The organism is Brevundimonas sp. P2_A6 (assembly GCF_056404975.1).
Map to the genome: position 1 here is coordinate 238,114 of NZ_JBFUCZ010000001.1, position 16,165 is coordinate 254,278.

The following is a 16,165-nucleotide window of genomic DNA, read 5'->3' on the forward strand; positions in this document are numbered from 1 at the left end:
GTCAGGGCAGGGGGGCGAAGCTGCGTTCCTCGCGCAGGGCGCAGGCCTTCCTGACGGCCACCGGTGCCGCGTGCAGCCAGTAGTCCGCATCCTCATGCCGATCGGCTCGCTTCCGCTCCATGCCGCGCAATCGCCGCTGGGCAGCGTTCTCCAGCAGGCGCGCGTGCAGGGCGCGGGGCGTCAAATCGGGGATGGCGGGGGAACCGGGGACGGCGACGGCGTCGGGGCCTGCGGGTTCCACCGCCGGTCGGACGATGGCGATGAACATGGTGAGCAAATCCGCGAGTGAGCCGCCCGTCGCGCAGCGCGTCCGGGGCGGTGGGGACACTCCCCTTCTGGGAGGGTTCGACATGGTTAATCCACAAACCCTGTGGATCGTTCCTGAAGTCTCATGGAAATATGCCGAAAATCAGATGCTTACAGACACGCTTTCGCCCGTGTGGTTAACAAGAGGTTAATCGGGCAGGTCCTGGGGGTTGGCCCATGCGGCGTCGCTTCGCCCCGCCGCCTGCCCCTGGTCGAAAAGCCCCTGCATCCAGACCTGATCGAAGCGCAGATTGTTGTCGGATCCCACCGGGGCCATGGCAATCGATAGCGATAGACCCCGAAGCTCGGCGAACTGGGTGGCCGCGATGAGTCCCATCCGGGTGGAGGCCTTCATCATGGCGTCCAGGCCCCGCCCGGCGACGCCCACCCCGCTGTAGGAAGCGACGCTGAACCGTGCATCCGGCCGGCCATTGATGGCGATCCAGATGCGTCCGCCGCGCGCATCCGCCAGAAGACGGGGGTCCAGCATCAGCCGCTCGGGGGCGATGAAGAAGTTGGCGGTGGTCCGGCCGTCGGCGTGCAGTTCGCGAACCGTCCGCCCGTCTCGCTCCAGTGAGACGAACACCGGCGGAAAGACGCCGGGAATGCTGGCCGAGGCGGTCAGGATGTCGATGAAGACCTCGCGCCGGTCGGGCCTGTCCGAGGCGGCGAGCGCCCCCATGTCCCAGACGACCTGACCCTGGGTGTCCAGGCTGGTGGTGGCGACATACAGCCTGCGGCCGGCGCGGTGGCCCGCGGCCACGCGGTCCAGCAGGTCGTCGGTGACCGAGGCGGCGACAAGATCGCGAAGTGGACGCTGGCGAAACAGGCCGGGTCCGACCAGCGACATGGCCCAGCGCGCTTGCAACAGCCGGTCCGAACGCCCGTCTGTGAAGGCGGCCTGAAGTTCCGCATCACCCTCGCTGCCGATGAAGGCGAAGGGCGCGATCATGGCCCCGGTGGAAACGCCGGTGACGACCTCGAACTCCGGCCGGTCGTCGCGTTGCGTCCAGCCGACCAGAAGACCAGCGCCGTAGGCGCCGACCGCGCCGCCGCCGGACAGGGCCAGCAGGTCGAAATGCCCATCGCGCGCCCCGAGGGCTGCGGCATTGGTCTCGGCGACATAGCGGTTGCGGTCCGCCGGGCGCTGGAAGTCCAGCCGGATGTCCGGGCTGGCGGCGGCGATGTCGTCATAGGTGAAGGCTGTGCGGGTCACTGTCTGGCAGCCGCCCGCCAGCAGCGCACACATCAGGCCCAGGAACGCGACGGCACGACGTGTCATGGCTGACCCCCCGTGACGGCCATAACAGGGGTCGATGACGCTATCCACCGTCTTGGGGTCGCGGTTGCTTCGCGCGGGGCCGCAATGGCGTTAAGGATTGCGCGTGCGTTTCGATGACCGCTTCCTGGAAGAACTGAAGGCCCGCCTTCGCCCGTCCGACGTGATCGGCCGGTCGGTGAAGCTCAAGCGTCAGGGACGGGAATGGGTCGGCCTGTCGCCCTTCTCGAAGGAGAAGTCGCCGTCGTTCTTCGTGAACGACGACAAGGGGTTCTTCCACGACTTCAGCTCGGGCAAGCACGGCGACGTCATCAGCTTCCTGCAGGAAACCGAGCGGTTGAGTTTCCCCGAAGCCGTCGAGCGACTGGCGGCGGAAGCCGGGATGCAGTTGCCGGCCGAGGACCCCCAGGCGGCCGAGCGCGAGCAGAAGAAGCAGGGCCTGTCCGACTGGATGGACCTGGCCCAGAAATGGTTCGCGGCCAATCTGCGCCGGTCGGTCGGCAAGGCCGCTCGGGAATACCTCGAACGACGCGGCCTGCCCGAGGATCAATGGGAGCGGTTCGGACTGGGCTATGCGCCCAATGACCGCGAGGGTCTGAAGGGCGCGCTGGTCCAGCGCGGTGCCAAGCCCGGCGACCTGGTCGAGATGGGCATGCTGATCGCGCCGGAGGGCGGAGGCGCGCCCTACGATCGGTTCCGCGACCGATTGATGTTCCCGATCCTGGACGCGCGCGGGCGGCTGGTCAGCTTCGGTGGCCGGGCCATGAACCCCGACGACCGGGCCAAGTATCTGAATGGGCCCGAGAGCCCGCTGTTTCACAAGGGCGCGACCCTTTACGGCCTGCCCGAGGCACGGCGCATCCTGGGCGCGGAATCGAAGTCGACCCAGAGCGTGATCGTGGTCGAAGGCTATATGGACGTGATCGCCTGCCAGCGCGCGGGACTGCCGGCCGTGGCCCCCATGGGCACCGCCCTGACCGAGGAGCAGATGGCCCTGCTGTGGCGCGTCTCGTCCGAACCGATCCTGTGTTTCGACGGCGACGGGGCGGGGCAGAGGGCGGCCTATCGCGCCATCGAGCGGGCCCTGCCGCTGTTGAAATCCGGACGGTCGTTCCGCTTCGCCCTTCTGGAGGGCGGGCAGGACCCTGACGACATCCTGCGCGACAAGGGGGCTCCGGCGCTGCGCCAGGCCATGACCGAGACACGCCCCTTCGCCGAGGTGCTGTTCAAGCGAGAGGCCGAGATCGAGCCGCTGGACACACCCGAACGCCGCGCGGGGCTAAAGGGGCGGTTGCGCACGGCCGCCGCCGCCATCGCCGACAAGGATCTGGCCGAACAGTATCGGCGCGAGTTGTTCGACCGGTTCGACGCCTTGTTCCCCTCGCGGGCGCAAGCCCCTCAGCGCGCGCAGCAGACCGGCGGCCGCTGGCGTCCCGGTCCGCCGCCCAAGCTGGGCCAGACCGCCGAGGGCGCACAGGCCATGCAGGCGCTGAACCGGTCGATCGAGCCGGTCGCGGCAGCGTTGGCGCACGGCGCGATCGAAGACCCCGAACGGATGGACGACCACCTGGAGGCGATCTCGGCGCACGGTTTTGGCGACCCGGCCTTGGACGGGCTTGCTCAGGAGCTTGTGCGCCTTCGTTTCGGGGGCCAGACGCTTGACAGCGCGGCCCTGCGTCGCCATCTCGCGTCCTCCGGACACGATGCTTTAGTGCGCGAGGTCGAGAAGGCGGCGGCGAAGTCCGGCGCGCCTTTCCTGGCCGCGAATGCGCCCCTCGCCGAAGCAAGGGTCCGGTGGTCGCAAGGCTTCGATGCCCTGACCCGCGTGGCGGGTCTGGACGCGGCGCTGGCGTCAGCGAAATCGGGGGCGGATCACGCCTTCGATGCCTCGGCCTTCAGTCGTCTGAAGGCGGAGCGCGATGCGTTGCGACGAGCCATCAAGACCGGGACGATCTGGGACGGCGCGGCGGTTTCGTAACGAAACCCGCGTCCAGGCGTTCTGTTTTGATACGGATGTTGCATTTTTGCCAAGGGGTCTGATCCTCCCTGTGGCTGGAGAAGAAGACGTAATGAGCGATACGCAGGAAGCGCCCGAAGCCACCACCGACGGGCCGCTGCTCGATCTGACCGACGCCGGAGTCAAGAAGTTCATCAAACAGGCCAAGGCGCGCGGCTATGTGACGATGGAGGAGCTGAACAAGGTCCTGCCGTCCGAAGAGGTCACGCCCGACGCGATCGAAGACACCCTGGCGATGTTGTCCGAAATGGGCGTCAACGTCGTCGAGGCCGAGGAAGACGCCGCGGAATCGACCGGTGGCGAACTGGCCGAGAAGGCCGAAACCTCGGTCACCGAGGGCGACGCCAAGCCGACCTATGACCGCACGGACGACCCCGTGCGGATGTATCTGCGCGAGATGGGCTCGGTCGAACTGCTGAGCCGCGAGGGCGAGATCGCCATCGCCAAGCGCATCGAGGCCGGTCGCGACGCGATGATTAGCGGCCTGTGCGAAAGCGCCCTGACGTTCGAGGCCATCATGGTGTGGCGCGACGAACTGGCCAACAACCGCATCCTGCTGCGCGAGGTCATCGATCTGGACGCCACCTATGGCGTGCTGAACCCCTCGTCCCTGCCGCACAACCAGCCGCAACCGCCGATCCCCGGCCAGCCGATCCCCCCCAAGCCTGAGCCTGAGCCCGGCTCGGAAGCGGAAGGCGACAAGCCCGAGGGCGACGAGGACGACGAGGATTTCGACGACGGAGGTGGCATGTCCATCTCGGCGCTGGAAGCCGAGCTGCGAGACGGGGTCATGGAGACGCTGGACGCGATCGCCGGCGACTTCGACGCGTTCCGCAAGCTGCAGGAGAAGCTGGTCGACAGCCGCCTGAAAGGCGAGGAGCTCAGCGCCAAGGACCGCAAGGCCTACGACACCCTGTCGGCCGCGATCTCGGGCCGGCTGAAGACGCTGAAGCTGAACAACAACCGCATCGAGGCCCTGGTCGAGCAGCTGTACGCGATCAACAAGCGACTGATCGGGCTGGAGGGGCGGCTCCTGCGCCTCGCCGACAGCTACGGCATCTCGCGCCCCGAGTTCCTGAAGGCCTATTTCACCGCCGAGCTGGATCCCAACTGGTCCACGCGGGTGAAGGACATGGGCGTGCGCTGGACCAAGTTCAGCGACAACGAGGCGACCCAGATCGCCACGATCCGCCAGGACGTCGCGGCCGTCGCGGTCGAGGCGGGCCTGCCGATCGACGACTATCGCCGCATCGTCCAGACCGTCCAGAAGGGCGAGCGCGAAGCCCGACAGGCCAAGAAGGAAATGGTCGAGGCGAACCTGCGCCTCGTGATTTCCATCGCCAAGAAATACACCAACCGCGGCCTGCAGTTCCTGGACCTGATCCAGGAGGGCAACATCGGCCTGATGAAGGCGGTCGACAAGTTCGAGTACCGCCGCGGCTACAAGTTCTCGACCTATGCCACCTGGTGGATCCGTCAGGCGATCACCCGCTCGATCGCCGACCAGGCGCGGACCATCCGCATCCCGGTGCACATGATCGAGACGATCAACAAGATCGTGAGGACATCACGCCAGATGCTGCACGAGATCGGCCGCGAGCCGACCCCGGAAGAACTGGCCGAGAAGCTGGCCATGCCGCTGGAGAAGGTCCGCAAGGTCCTGAAGATCGCCAAAGAACCGATCAGCCTCGAGACGCCGATCGGCGACGAGGAAGACAGCCACCTGGGCGACTTCATCGAGGACAAGAACGCGATCCTGCCCATCGACGCGGCCATCCAGTCGAACCTGCGCGAGACCACGACCCGTGTACTGGCGTCGCTGACGCCGCGCGAGGAGCGGGTTCTGCGCATGCGGTTCGGCATCGGCATGAACACCGACCACACGCTGGAAGAGGTCGGCCAGCAGTTCAGCGTGACCCGCGAACGCATCCGCCAGATCGAGGCCAAGGCGCTGCGCAAGCTGAAACACCCCAGCCGGTCGCGGAAGCTGCGCAGCTTCCTGGACAGCTGATCGAACCGAACAAGGCCCGGGATCGCTCCCGGGCCTTTTTTCTAACGGCCGTCGAATACGACGTCGAAGCCGCCCCACATCATCCGTTTGCCGTCGAAGGGCATGTCCATGTCCTTCCAGGCCGGGTCGGTTTCCATGGTGGCGAAGCAGGCGTCGGCCGTGGCCTTGTCGGGCCATTTCAGCCACGCAAACACGACCACCTCGCCTGGCTCCAGCTTCACGGCCAGGTCGAAACCGGTGAGCTTGCCGGGCGGTACGTCTACGCCCCAGGCCTCGACCTGTTCGAGGCAGCCGTATCTCTGGAAGATGGGCCAGGCGTGGGCGGCCGAGGCGATGTAGCGATCCTTGTCCTCAGCCTTCACCGGCGTCAGGAAGCCGGAAACGTAGGGCATGTTGGTTCTCCTTGGCGGGCGCTACCGCTCTGCTCGCGCAGCCTCGCGGCTTTAGCGCGTCTTGGTTCAGGAAGCGCCGGCGCACGGAAAGCGGTTCCGTGCTGCCTGAGCGCCGGGTCGTGCGATCAGGGTGCAACCTTTAGGCGATCATGTCCAGCAACGTGCCAGTCATGGCGTCGGCGGTGCGCAGCACGGCGACGTTGGCGGACAGGGCGGCCTTGGCCTCCATGCGTTCGACGGTTTCCACAGCGAGGTCGTCGAGGGGGGCTGAGGCGGTGCGGGCCGCGCTCTGGTCGAACCGGGCCACGGCCGAGGCGATGCCGGCCGTGGCGACGGAAGACGCTATCATCGGCTGATCCGCAGGTTGGTGATGTCGTGGCCGATGGCCTGGAAGGACTGACGCAGGTCCGCCCCGCTGTTGGGCAGGAAGACGTGCGCGGCATCCGTGGCGCAGCCGTTGACCAGATCACGGGCGCGCTGGTCGTCGACCACCTGGAAGCCCACCGTATAGACGATGATGCCTTTCGCCTTCATCGCCGCGCAGAGGGCCTGGGTCTGGTCGAACGGATGTCCGTTCGGAGCATTGCAGTTGATGTGCGTGGATGTCGCACCGGAGCCGTTGGTGGAGTCCAGGCTGATGACGCCGTTGCAATAGGCGCTGTTGTATTCACCATCCGTCATGATGACGACGGCCTTCAGCGTCGAGTTCGCCGAGTTTGCCGCCGTGTAGGCACCTGCTGCACCGCTGGATGACCACAGGCTGTTGAAGTTCGGCGAGACAGTATACCAGCCCCAGCCGACCCCGATGTGGCCACCCGTCGATCCTCCCGCGCTTAGGCTATCGATGTTCGACTTGATGGTCGTGCGGTCGCTGCTGAGCGGACGGATCACATTCGCGATGCAGGGATTGGAACTGGAAGGGTAGTTCCGGCCCATCCGCGTGGTCGAGGGCGACGCATCGGTATAGGCGTTGGTCCCGGAGCGCTCCGTCACGCAGTCGCTGATCTTCTGGGTGGTCAGATCTCCATCCGCATTGATGAAGGCGAAATACTCGCAGCCGGCCTGACGGCAGGTCACCTCGCCTGCGCCTCCGAAGGTGCCGTAGGGCACGGTTTCGAGCAGGAACTGGTTGCTGCTGACGAGGTCGGTCTTGATCGTCTGGCCGTTCAGCTGGGTCATGCCGGTTATGCCCGACAGATAGGCATAGCTGCCGTCGCTGATGCCGTGGCTGGCCGAAGTGACCGTCGGATAGCAGTCCGAGCGGGCACACTTGGCGACCAGCGTCCCACCAGTGGTGAAGCTGTTGTAAGCGCTGCCGTTGACGCCAGACAGCTGGAAGGTGTTGCTGGTCTTGTTGGCGACTGTGAAAACCCGGCCGTTGATCTGGGTCATCCCGGTCTGGCCCCAGATCACCACCTTGTCCCCGTTGGCGAACCCATGCCCTGCTGCGGTCACGACCACAGGACTGGCCCTGGTCGCGGCGGTCACGGCCTTGGGCGTGCCGGAATACCAGGTGATCGCCGTGATGGTGGTCGGAGCCGAAACATAGGAGCCGCGCGCTGCGAGAGCCGCGCTGGAGCCAGGGTTCACCGCCATCGAATACGGCACGAGCGCCACCTTGGAATACCAGGGGGTCTGCTGGTCCTGGACGACGATATCGACCAGATCCTTGGCGGCCAGCTTCAGGTCGGCGATCTTGGTGCCCAGCATCGAGCCGGTCGTGTCAAGCACAAGAGAGACCTCGACATTCTGAGATGAGCGGTTGACCTCGGAATGGGCATTGGCTGGAAGCTTGTCGTCGAAGAACTGGCCGTAGGGCGGCAGGAAGATGTTGGCGACGATCGCTTTCACATCGACCCGCGTATCAGCCACCACCACGCTGCTCGAATTCAGACTGAAGGTCGTCAGATCGTCCCGAAGCGTGATGTCGGGGTGGTTTGCCAGGTTCGCGCGCAGGGCAGCGATACCGATCGTCTTCAGGTCAGCATCGCTGACGGCGTTGGACCGAGCCGCGGCCAGGGTGGCGGCGTCGAGCGCGTCCTGGACGTTCATCCGCACGGTCGAGACGCGGGCGATATCCACCCCGCCCAGCGTCATCAGCATCATCGGCGGCAGGGCGAGGGCGAACATCATGGCGACGTTGCCGCGCCGGTTGTCGGCGAACCGACGCCCGAAGGCCTTCAGCGCAGAGACTGTCCTCGTCACGATCCGCATGGCCCACCCGAAAGATCTTGTGGCGGGCCGCAGGGTCCGCAATCGACCTGATCTACCAAGGCGCGGTTAAGGGATCGGTGAAGGCGAGGGTTAATGCGCCGATAACGAGCGGCGTTCGATCAGAGGACGCAGGACGCCAGACCCTCGTTGCGAACGACGCGGGCGGAGGCCTGGATGCGGGACGCCCGCCTGCGGACATAGGGACCGGGCGTTCCGGCGTCATAGCGGCGTGGGCTGGGCAGGATGGCGGCGATGCGAGCGGCTTCGCGGGGGGTCAGGTCGGCGGCCGACTTGCCGAACCAGTGCCGGGCGGCGGCCTCCGCGCCGTAGACGCCGGGTCCCATCTCGGCGACGTTCAGATAGACCTCCATGATCCGCCGCTTGCCCCAGCCGGTCTCGATCAGGACGGTGTAGCCGGCCTCCAGCCCTTTTCGGACCCAGTCGCGGCCGGGCCACAGGAAGACGTTCTTGGCGGTCTGCTGGCTGATGGTGGAGCCGCCGCGAACTTTCCGCCCGCGCTCATTGTTCTTCAGCGCCTTCTCGATCGCCTCCATGTCGAAGCCGCCGTGGCCACAGAAGCGGGCATCCTCGGCGGCGATGGCGGAGGCGACGAGGTTGGGGGAGATGTCGCCGAGTGGCGTCCAGCGATAGTCGAGACCGTGCCCGGCCAGCCCCTCGCGGACCATCAGCAGGGTGTAGGGCACCGGCACGAAGCGATGAATGACCACTCCGCCGAAGGGCAGCAGCGCCAGCACCAGCAGGGCCGTCAGGATCGGGCGACCCTTGCGGCGGGGCGGAGCTGGCGGGGTCGGCGTGTCGTTCATTTCGGCAGGTTCACGTCCCACAGGAAAACCACGAGCCAGGCTCCGACCGCGACGACCAGGATCACCACCACGGCCAGACACCCGAAAGCCATGCGCGGCGACCCGACGCGCCCCTTGCGATTTCGCATCCCGACCCCTCGTTCCCTGGCAAACGATAGGCCCGGGCGGCGGCCCCTGTCGAGGTCAGTCCATGACCACGTCAGACACCCCGGCGTTGCCGTCCTCGTCGGCCCAGGCGACGCGGGTGGTGTCGGGGCTGAGGGCCAGGGCGACGATGGGGGCGCCCTTGTCGGCCTTGACGAAGTTCAGGCCCTGACCGGCCGGATCGGCCACCCAGACGCGGCCATCGGCCAGCCCCGCCGCCAGCCGTCCGTGCGGCTTGGAGGCGGCGACCAGGGTCACGGTGGTGGTGTCGTCGAAGCCGATCTCCGACGCCTCGCGTCCCATCGGGCCGTTCGAACCGGTGAAGGGCCAGAGCACCGCGCCCTGTGCGCCCGATGTGGCCAGAAGCGACCCTTTGGACAGGAAGGCCAGGGACCGGATCTTGGACGGATAGCCGCCCATCCGCATGTTCTTGGCGTCCTTCAGCCGCCAGCCGTGCAGCTGCATGTCCTGCATGGTGGTGATGACGAAGGCACCGTCGGGCGAGAAGGCGACGCCGGTGTGGGACCCGGCCCAGATCAGCTTCGTCGGCTTCTGATCCGCGATGCGGGCAAACCACAGGCAGGCTCCGCCATAGGTCGAGGTGGCGACGCGGCGACCCTTGGGATCGAAGGCGACGCCCGAGACGGTGCGTTCATGCTGGAAGTCGCGGCGGAAGCCGGCGTCGGTGGCGTCGATGACCGACAGGGTCTTTCCGGACGAAAAGCCGATCAGCTTCGTCTCCGTCGAGGCGTCGATGGCGTCGATCCATTGGCCCCTGGCGGTGGCCAGGACGCCGGCCTCGCCCTTCCTGGACCAGATCACGCGGCCGTCGTCACCGCCGGTGACCAGGCCGTCGCCCGAGGGGTGGACCGTCGCGCACAGAACCGCGCCGTCGTGCACGGCGTCGAACACGCCGTCCTCGAACCGGACCGAGCCGTCGCCCAGGGCGAAGACAGCGCCGGACGAGTCGAAATGCGCCGAGGTGACCTGGGCGTCGAAGGAGAAGGTCGTCATGCCGGACGGACTACCACGCGATCTGGCGTCCGCTGTAGTCGATGAACAGATGGGCCTGCGATCCGGCATGGGCCTTCAGCTGGTCGGCGATGCCAGAGACGCTGGTGTCGACGTCGATGTCGGCATTCGCGCCCCCCATGTCGGTCTTGACCCAGCCGGGGTGGACCGACAGCACGGTCACGCCCCGATGCTTGGCCTGGGTCAGGTAGAGCGAACGGGCAAAGCCGTTCTGGGCCGTCTTGGAGGCTCGATAGACCTCCATCGTCCCGTTCTGATTCTCCCCGATCGACCCCATGGCGCTGGACATGAAGGCCAGGATGCCGGTCTGCGCCTTCACATGACCGGCCAGGGCATGGGCGAGGCGAACGGGGCCGAAGACATTGGCCTGCATCAGGGCATTGAGCTCGTCGGCGGTCGCGGTGGTGACGCTCTTGGGACCGCTGATCCCGGCGTTGATGAAGACGATGTCGACGGGGTTGGGAAGGTCGGCGGCGATGCGGGCGATGTCGGCATCCGACGTGACGTCCAGATGATGGATCGTCAGGCGATCGGCACCGGGCAGGGCCTTCAGCGCCGGTTCGTCCTGGGTCTTGCGGATCGTGGCGATGACGTCGAAGCCGCGCTTCAGGTGTTCGGCGACGAGGCCTAGACCGAGGCCACGCGAGGCCCCGACGATGAGGATTGAAGGCATGGGAGCAACTCCAGGAGCTAGAGAGGCGATCGGGCGGAAATGCCGAGTGCCGTCAGACGTTGAACGGCCGATTGATCGAATGTGACGAACGCCTGGGCACCCATGCCTATCCCGGTCGCCGCGATCACGCCGTCGGCGAAGTCTCCGCCGGCGTCCAGGAGGCTGAGGCCCGCGCCGACGGCGGCGTCATCGAAGACCGCGTTGTCGGCTCCGATCAGAGCCCGGATCGCCGCGCCGATCTCCGCTCGGGAGGCACCGAAAAACCGCTTGAGGACCCAGGCCGTCTCGCAAAGGGCCTGAGACGAAAGCATGATGGCATCCGCCTCAGTCAAGCACCGGCGACCGACCTCCGCCTGGGCAGGATCGTCGTTGGTGAGGACGCGTATGAGAATGTTGGTATCTGGCGCGATCCTCAAAGTCCGCGTCGCCCCCTCTCGGCCCACCCTTCGCCGATGATCTCGTTCATCTCTTCGATGGTGAGGGGCGGCGTGCCGGGCTTCACCTTGATGATGCCGAAGGCGTCGGAAATCTTGCCGGTTTTTACCTTGGGGGCGACGAGTTCGACGCGGCCATCGGGACGAAGTTCCGCCTCAACCTTGTCGCCGGGCTTGAGGCCCAAATGCTTGACCACCTCCTTGCGAAGGGTGAGCTGGTTTTTGGCGGTGAGCGTCAAAGCGACCATGGGAAACCTCGCATTCAGAAAGTAAGGCAAAACTGCCTTACTTTCAAGCCGCGCATCCCTCGAAGCCTGCCCGCAGCGCCACCTCGTCCAGGTCGCGGCCGATGAAGACGGCGCGGGACCAGCGGCGTTCGTTCGTGCCCCATTCGCGCTGGAGGTCGCCTTCCAGGATCATGTGAACGGCCTGGAAAACCAGACGGCAATCTTCGCCCTGGACGTCGATGATGCCCTTGGCGCGCAGGATGTTCTGACCCTGCTGACCCAGCAGGGTATCAAGCCACTGGGTGAATTTGATCCCGTTCATGGGGCGGTCGAGGCTGAGGGAAATTCCCTTGATGTCATCGCCGTGGCTGTGCCCGCGCGCGCCCGAAACAGGGTGTACTTCGTGTACTTTCTGTACTTCGTGGTCGTGGTGATCATGGGCATGGTGATCGTGGCCGCAGTGCTCGTCGTGGACGTGACCGGCCTCGCCGTGGGCCGGATTGGCGAACTCGGGGTGCAGGTCCAGGATTCGGTCCAGGTCGAAACCGTGAAGGCCCAGCACCTGATCCAGCGGCACATTGGCGCGTTCGGCGCGGGTGATGGGGGCCAACGGGTTCAGGGCGCGCAGGCGGGCCTCGACGGCGGTCAGTTCGTCGGGCGTGGCGAGGTCGGTCTTGTTCAGGATGATGCGGTCGGCGAAGGCGACCTGTTCGCGGGCTTCCCTGGAATCGTCCAGCCGGGCCATGACGTGCTTGGCGTCGACCAGGGCGGTGACGCTGTCGAGCTTGGTCTTGGCCTTGACGTCCTCGTCGACGAAGAAGGTCTGGGCGACCGGGCCGGGGTCGGCGAGACCCGTCGTCTCGACGATGATGGCGTCGAAGGCGGGGGCACCAGGCTTCTGGCGCTTCATCAGGCCGGCGACGACGCGGATCAGGTCGCCGCGCACCGTGCAGCAGACGCAGCCGTTGTTCATCTCGAACACGTCCTCGTCGGCGCCGACGACCAGATCGTTGTCGATGCCGATCTCTCCGAACTCGTTGACGATGACGGCGTATCGCTTGCCGTGGTCCTCGGTCAGGATGCGGTTCAGCAGGGTGGTCTTGCCCGCGCCGAGGTAGCCGGTCAGGACGGTGACGGGAATGCGTGTGTCGGTCATGGCCGCTAGATGGCGGCTCGGGGTGCGAAGGGGAAGGGGGCGACGAAGCCCTTCCCCCATTCTTCATGGGGGAAAGCCGTCCGTCTTCGAGCGGAGCGAGAACAGGACGGATGGGGGAGGTTCAGCGGGCTTTCAAGCAAGACAAGACTTCCCCTATCGGCCCTGGATCGCTGCGCGATCGACGGGCCGCTTTCCCCCGCGAAGGGCGGGGGAAGGGCTAGAGGCAACGCTGCGGCATTCGCGGGCTTGCGTCCGAACGGGCGATAGGCTCGTTAAGGTCACATGACGCTGATCGAAATCGCCGGCCTGCTGGGCCTGAACCTGGTGCTGATCGTGGCCGTGATGCTGGGGCTGTGGACCCTGGCTCTCAGGCTGAAGGACGTCAGCTTCATCGACGGGGTCTGGCCGCTGGGCATGCTGTTCCTGGCGCTGATCACCTTTCCCCGGACGGACGGCGATCCGGTGCGCAAGGGGCTGCTGCTGTGGCTGTGCGCGGTCTGGGCCATCCGGCTGGCGTGGCACCTGCTGCGCCGCTGGCGGGCGCACGGGGCGGACGGCCGCTATACCGACATCGTCGAGACCCAGGAGCGCGAGCACGGCTGGAGCTTTGGCAAGACCGCGCTGTTGTTCGTGTTTTTGCCGCAGGGGGTTCTGGCGTGGCTGACGTCCTTGCCGGTACAGTTGGGACAGGTGTCGCCGACGCCGCCGATCGGCTGGATCGGGTGGGTGGGGGCTGTGATCGTCGTGATCGGCATCGCCTTCGAGAGCATCGGCGACGCTCAGTTGTCCGCCTTCAAGAAGGATCCGGACAACAAGGGCAAGGTGCTGGACACCGGCCTGTGGCGCTACACCCGCCACCCCAACTATTTCGGTGACGCCTGCGTGTGGTGGGGGCTGTGGCTGATCGCGGCGGCGACCGGCTGGGTCGGGATCGCCTCGATCTTCGGCCCCGTCTTCCTGACCTTCACCCTGACGAAGTGGTCGGGTATCGGCATCACCGAGAAGTCGACGGCGAAGACCAAGCCGCAGTATGCGGACTACGTCCGCCGGACCAGCGCCTTCATCCCGATGCCGCCGAAGAAGGACTGAAGGGTCAGGCGCGCGGCAGGCCCGCCAGCGCCGCCTTCGCCACGTTGCGGATGGAGCGCTCCTCGGCACCGGCGCGGCCGAGGGTCATCAGGCTGACGACCGCCCCTGTCAGGCTGTCGGCCCAGAGGTCGAGGTCCGCGCCCGACGACAGCTCGCCTGCTTCGGCCGCCTGATCGAGAGCCGTGCGGAAGAAGGCGCGGATTTCGTCCATGCGGGCCTGCGCCATCGCATGGGTCTCGGCCGAATGGGCATGGCGTTCGGCGACGGTGTTGACGATCAGGCAGCCCTTTCGCTCCGGGTCCGCAACCGACAGATCGGTCTGGACGTCCAGCCAGGCCTCGATGGCCGCCAGACCCGTCAGGCCGGTCGGCAAGGTCGCCCGGAAATGGGCGGCATAGGCCTGGAACGCACGCTGGAACAGCCGCTCCTTGTCGCCGAACGCGGCATAGACGCTGCCGGGCTTCAGGCCCGTGGCGGCATACAGATCGGCCATCGAGGCCGCCGCATAGCCGGATTTCCAGAAGACCTGCATCGCCTTTTCGGTGGCGGCGTCGATGTCGAAGGCGCGGGGACGGCTCATGAGGACAAGATAGTGGATCGCCCGATCAAAAAAAGACCCAGCCGCCTCTTGTTATTGATCGAGCGATCAACAATTGCATCGGGTCGCGGCCGATCGCGGCGTTTTCATCGGGACTGACCACCATGCTGAAGTATCTGTTCACCGGGGCGACCCTGGCCCTCGTCCTCGCCGCCAGCCATGCGACGGCGCAGGAGATGACCGATCCACCCGCCGCGCCGGGCACGGTCGCCTACAATACCTGGCTGGGCCGCAGCTTCTCCGAGGTGATGCTGAACGAGCGGTCGCAGGCGAAGCGGATCGAGATCCTGAACCGGATCGTGGCCACCGACTATATCCAGCACAATCCGCTGGTGCCCGAGGGTCGTCAGGGGCTGATCGACTTCATCCCTGTCATCTATCAGGCGATGCCGGACGCGCGGTTCATCCTGCGCGATGTCTATGCGACCGAGGACCGGGTGGTGACCCGCTGGACCTGGACCGGCACCCTGACGGGCGAGGGTTTCCTGGGCGTCGCGCCGAGCGGCCAAAAGCTGGAGTTCGACGTGATCGACACCTGGACCGTCCGCGACGGGCAGCTGTACGAGCATTGGGACCAGTTCGACTGGCCGCGCGCGTTCGTCCAGCTGGGCGTGCAGGGCCTGCCCGCGCCGTTCTATGCCGTCGCGCAACAGCCCTACGACCGGTGAGCGGCATGAGCGTCAAGACCTATAGCTGGGCGTTCAGTCCCTATGTCCGGGCCGTGCGAATCGCGCTGAACGAGAAGGGCGTGGCGCATGATCATGTCCCTCTGACGCCCCCCGATCTGGCGACGGCGGAGGGGCGGGCGCTGAGCCCGTTCGGACGGGTGCCGGTGCTGGAACATAACGGGCGGCGGTTGTTCGAGACCGTGGCGATCCTGGACTATGTCGATGCGGCCTTCGAGGGTCCGGCGCTGAAGAGCGGCGATGCCTATCGGGACGCGCTGTCGACGGCGGTCGTCGCCGCGGCCGGGCACTACCTCTATCCGACGGCGGTGATGGGGGTGTTCTTCAACCAGGCCTACATCCTGGCCAATGGCGGGCGGGTCAACGCCGACCGGCTGGCGGCGGCGGTGGGGGCGACGGTCGAGCCGCTGACGACCATCGAGACGGTGGTCGAACAACTGGTGGGCCTGTCGGGCGGGCCATTCATGGGCGGGGCCGGATTCGGCCTGGCCGATGCCGCCCTGGCCCCGATGATCCAGAACCTGTCGCTGGCCGAGGCGGGGCGGGCGTTGCTGGCGGAACGGCCGGTGCTGTCGGCGTGGTTCGCGCACGCCGTCGAGCGGCCGTCCCTGAAGGCGACCGAGGCGCCGATCCCGAACTTCGGACTGCCGCCGGAATAGGCAACGAAAAGCCCCCGCCGCTTTCGCGACGGGGGCCGATCGTCTTCAAGCCGGATAAGGCTTAGTTGGCCGGGGGCGTGGTGACGGGGGCCATGGCACCGTCCTGGGCGGACGGCGAGGTGTTCGGCGTGTTGGCGGTGGTCATGCCACCGTCGGCGTTGCCGGCTTGCTGCTCGACGCGGTCGGCTTCGGCGTTCAGGGCGGTTTCCTGAGCTTCGGTCGGGGCGGCGGCGGCTTGCTGCTCCAGGGCGTCCGCTTGCACTTCGGCTTGCTTGTCGGCGGCGGATTCACCGCAAGCGGCGAGCGAGGCGGCCAGGGCGGCGGCGGCAACGGCGATGGTCAGTTTACGCATTTGGGAAAGTCCCCTTCCTATAGTGAAGCCAACAAAATGCCGCACTTCACGGAAGGTTCACGGGCGCGTGAG

Annotated in this window: 19 protein-coding genes; 5 read left to right on the plus strand and 14 right to left on the minus strand. The window is 66.5% G+C overall.

What is annotated here, in order from left to right; genetic code table 11:
• Position 1: 1 nt before the first annotated feature.
• On the minus strand, positions 2–268 hold the full coding sequence (locus AC1DW4_RS01250; protein WP_477015419.1) for a hypothetical protein: 267 nt from the start codon (positions 266–268) through the stop codon (positions 2–4).
• Positions 269–454: 186 nt separating this feature from the next.
• Positions 455–1,588 carry a patatin-like phospholipase family protein gene (locus AC1DW4_RS01255; protein ID WP_477015420.1) on the minus strand — a complete coding sequence of 378 codons (1,134 nt, stop codon included), beginning with the start codon at positions 1,586–1,588 and terminating at the stop codon, positions 455–457.
• Positions 1,589–1,691: 103 nt separating this feature from the next.
• On the opposite strand from AC1DW4_RS01255, the gene dnaG reads away from it, so the two are divergent.
• A complete protein-coding gene (dnaG, locus tag AC1DW4_RS01260) occupies positions 1,692–3,563 on the plus strand; it encodes a DNA primase (protein WP_477015421.1) in 1,872 nt (623 codons plus the stop codon).
• 91 nt (positions 3,564–3,654) lie between these two features.
• Positions 3,655–5,613 carry an RNA polymerase sigma factor RpoD gene (rpoD, locus tag AC1DW4_RS01265; RefSeq protein ID WP_477015422.1) on the plus strand — a complete coding sequence of 653 codons (1,959 nt, stop codon included), beginning with the start codon at positions 3,655–3,657 and terminating at the stop codon, positions 5,611–5,613.
• Positions 5,614–5,654: 41 nt separating this feature from the next.
• Here the strand turns inward: rpoD and AC1DW4_RS01270 are convergent, their stop codons facing one another.
• The 10 genes from AC1DW4_RS01270 to AC1DW4_RS01315 form a co-directional block, all read right to left on the minus strand.
• Positions 5,655–6,005 carry a DUF1428 domain-containing protein gene (locus AC1DW4_RS01270; protein WP_477015423.1) on the minus strand — a complete coding sequence of 117 codons (351 nt, stop codon included), beginning with the start codon at positions 6,003–6,005 and terminating at the stop codon, positions 5,655–5,657.
• A 139-nt stretch (positions 6,006–6,144) separates the two neighbouring features.
• Complete coding sequence (locus tag AC1DW4_RS01275) at positions 6,145–6,354, minus strand: flagellar hook protein FlgE (RefSeq protein WP_477015424.1); 210 nt, start codon at positions 6,352–6,354, stop codon at positions 6,145–6,147.
• Entirely contained in the window at positions 6,351–8,219 is a 1,869-nt protein-coding gene (locus AC1DW4_RS01280; RefSeq protein WP_477015425.1) for a TadE/TadG family type IV pilus assembly protein, read from the minus strand. Before AC1DW4_RS01280 ends, AC1DW4_RS01275 begins: the two co-directional genes overlap by 4 nt.
• 119 nt (positions 8,220–8,338) lie before the next feature.
• Entirely contained in the window at positions 8,339–9,043 is a 705-nt protein-coding gene (mtgA, locus tag AC1DW4_RS01285) for a monofunctional biosynthetic peptidoglycan transglycosylase (protein WP_477015426.1), read from the minus strand.
• A complete protein-coding gene (locus AC1DW4_RS01290) occupies positions 9,040–9,171 on the minus strand; it encodes a hypothetical protein (RefSeq protein WP_477015427.1) in 132 nt (43 codons plus the stop codon). Before AC1DW4_RS01290 ends, mtgA begins: the two co-directional genes overlap by 4 nt.
• 55 nt (positions 9,172–9,226) lie before the next feature.
• Complete coding sequence (locus AC1DW4_RS01295; protein ID WP_477015428.1) at positions 9,227–10,201, minus strand: WD40 repeat domain-containing protein; 975 nt, start codon at positions 10,199–10,201, stop codon at positions 9,227–9,229.
• 10 nt (positions 10,202–10,211) lie between these two features.
• The gene (locus AC1DW4_RS01300; RefSeq protein WP_477015429.1) at positions 10,212–10,892 is read right to left on the minus strand and encodes an SDR family NAD(P)-dependent oxidoreductase; all 681 of its coding nucleotides are present in this window, start codon (positions 10,890–10,892) and stop codon (positions 10,212–10,214) included.
• Positions 10,893–10,909: 17 nt separating this feature from the next.
• Positions 10,910–11,335 (minus strand): type II toxin-antitoxin system VapC family toxin, encoded by a 426-nt coding sequence (locus AC1DW4_RS01305; protein WP_477015430.1) that lies wholly within the window; start codon positions 11,333–11,335, stop codon positions 10,910–10,912.
• Complete coding sequence (locus AC1DW4_RS01310; RefSeq protein ID WP_477015431.1) at positions 11,305–11,574, minus strand: AbrB/MazE/SpoVT family DNA-binding domain-containing protein; 270 nt, start codon at positions 11,572–11,574, stop codon at positions 11,305–11,307. The genes AC1DW4_RS01305 and AC1DW4_RS01310 overlap by 31 nt, the downstream gene beginning before the upstream one ends.
• A 43-nt stretch (positions 11,575–11,617) precedes the next feature.
• Complete coding sequence (locus AC1DW4_RS01315) at positions 11,618–12,709, minus strand: CobW family GTP-binding protein (RefSeq protein ID WP_477015432.1); 1,092 nt, start codon at positions 12,707–12,709, stop codon at positions 11,618–11,620.
• A gap of 282 nt (positions 12,710–12,991) precedes the next feature.
• Here AC1DW4_RS01315 and AC1DW4_RS01320 point away from each other — a divergent pair, with 282 nt between their 5' ends.
• Positions 12,992–13,798, plus strand: a complete 807-nt coding sequence (locus tag AC1DW4_RS01320; RefSeq protein WP_477015433.1) for a DUF1295 domain-containing protein — start codon at positions 12,992–12,994, stop codon at positions 13,796–13,798.
• A 4-nt stretch (positions 13,799–13,802) separates the two neighbouring features.
• On the opposite strand, the gene AC1DW4_RS01325 is transcribed toward AC1DW4_RS01320, so the two are convergent.
• Positions 13,803–14,378, minus strand: coding sequence for a TetR/AcrR family transcriptional regulator (locus AC1DW4_RS01325; protein ID WP_477015434.1), 576 nt, complete (start codon positions 14,376–14,378; stop codon positions 13,803–13,805).
• Positions 14,379–14,500: 122 nt separating this feature from the next.
• Here AC1DW4_RS01325 and AC1DW4_RS01330 point away from each other — a divergent pair, with 122 nt between their 5' ends.
• Positions 14,501–15,064 (plus strand): ester cyclase, encoded by a 564-nt coding sequence (locus AC1DW4_RS01330; RefSeq protein WP_477015435.1) that lies wholly within the window; start codon positions 14,501–14,503, stop codon positions 15,062–15,064.
• Between the two features lie 5 nt (positions 15,065–15,069).
• Positions 15,070–15,741, plus strand: coding sequence for a glutathione S-transferase family protein (locus tag AC1DW4_RS01335; protein WP_477015436.1), 672 nt, complete (start codon positions 15,070–15,072; stop codon positions 15,739–15,741).
• A gap of 61 nt (positions 15,742–15,802) precedes the next feature.
• Here AC1DW4_RS01335 and AC1DW4_RS01340 read toward each other — a convergent pair whose 3' ends face one another.
• The gene (locus tag AC1DW4_RS01340; RefSeq protein WP_477015437.1) at positions 15,803–16,093 is read right to left on the minus strand and encodes a hypothetical protein; all 291 of its coding nucleotides are present in this window, start codon (positions 16,091–16,093) and stop codon (positions 15,803–15,805) included.
• Positions 16,094–16,165 lie beyond the last annotated feature (72 nt).

What these genes read in the sequence shown, in the direction of transcription:
- AC1DW4_RS01250 (WP_477015419.1), bottom strand. Translation starts at nt 268, where the DNA reads ATGTTCATCGCCATCGTCCGACCGGCGGTGGAACCCGCAGGCCCCGAC.
- AC1DW4_RS01255 (WP_477015420.1), bottom strand. Translation starts at nt 1,588, where the DNA reads ATGACACGTCGTGCCGTCGCGTTCCTGGGCCTGATGTGTGCGCTGCTG.
- rpoD (WP_477015422.1), top strand. Translation starts at nt 3,655, where the DNA reads ATGAGCGATACGCAGGAAGCGCCCGAAGCCACCACCGACGGGCCGCTG.
- AC1DW4_RS01270 (WP_477015423.1), bottom strand. Translation starts at nt 6,005, where the DNA reads ATGCCCTACGTTTCCGGCTTCCTGACGCCGGTGAAGGCTGAGGACAAG.
- AC1DW4_RS01275 (WP_477015424.1), bottom strand. Translation starts at nt 6,354, where the DNA reads ATGATAGCGTCTTCCGTCGCCACGGCCGGCATCGCCTCGGCCGTGGCC.
- AC1DW4_RS01280 (WP_477015425.1), bottom strand. Translation starts at nt 8,219, where the DNA reads ATGCGGATCGTGACGAGGACAGTCTCTGCGCTGAAGGCCTTCGGGCGT.
- mtgA (WP_477015426.1), bottom strand. Translation starts at nt 9,043, where the DNA reads ATGAACGACACGCCGACCCCGCCAGCTCCGCCCCGCCGCAAGGGTCGC.
- AC1DW4_RS01290 (WP_477015427.1), bottom strand. Translation starts at nt 9,171, where the DNA reads ATGCGAAATCGCAAGGGGCGCGTCGGGTCGCCGCGCATGGCTTTCGGG.
- AC1DW4_RS01295 (WP_477015428.1), bottom strand. Translation starts at nt 10,201, where the DNA reads ATGACGACCTTCTCCTTCGACGCCCAGGTCACCTCGGCGCATTTCGAC.
- AC1DW4_RS01300 (WP_477015429.1), bottom strand. Translation starts at nt 10,892, where the DNA reads ATGCCTTCAATCCTCATCGTCGGGGCCTCGCGTGGCCTCGGTCTAGGC.
- AC1DW4_RS01310 (WP_477015431.1), bottom strand. Translation starts at nt 11,574, where the DNA reads ATGGTCGCTTTGACGCTCACCGCCAAAAACCAGCTCACCCTTCGCAAG.
- AC1DW4_RS01315 (WP_477015432.1), bottom strand. Translation starts at nt 12,709, where the DNA reads ATGACCGACACACGCATTCCCGTCACCGTCCTGACCGGCTACCTCGGC.
- AC1DW4_RS01320 (WP_477015433.1), top strand. Translation starts at nt 12,992, where the DNA reads ATGACGCTGATCGAAATCGCCGGCCTGCTGGGCCTGAACCTGGTGCTG.
- AC1DW4_RS01325 (WP_477015434.1), bottom strand. Translation starts at nt 14,378, where the DNA reads ATGAGCCGTCCCCGCGCCTTCGACATCGACGCCGCCACCGAAAAGGCG.
- AC1DW4_RS01330 (WP_477015435.1), top strand. Translation starts at nt 14,501, where the DNA reads ATGCTGAAGTATCTGTTCACCGGGGCGACCCTGGCCCTCGTCCTCGCC.
- AC1DW4_RS01335 (WP_477015436.1), top strand. Translation starts at nt 15,070, where the DNA reads ATGAGCGTCAAGACCTATAGCTGGGCGTTCAGTCCCTATGTCCGGGCC.
- AC1DW4_RS01340 (WP_477015437.1), bottom strand. Translation starts at nt 16,093, where the DNA reads ATGCGTAAACTGACCATCGCCGTTGCCGCCGCCGCCCTGGCCGCCTCG.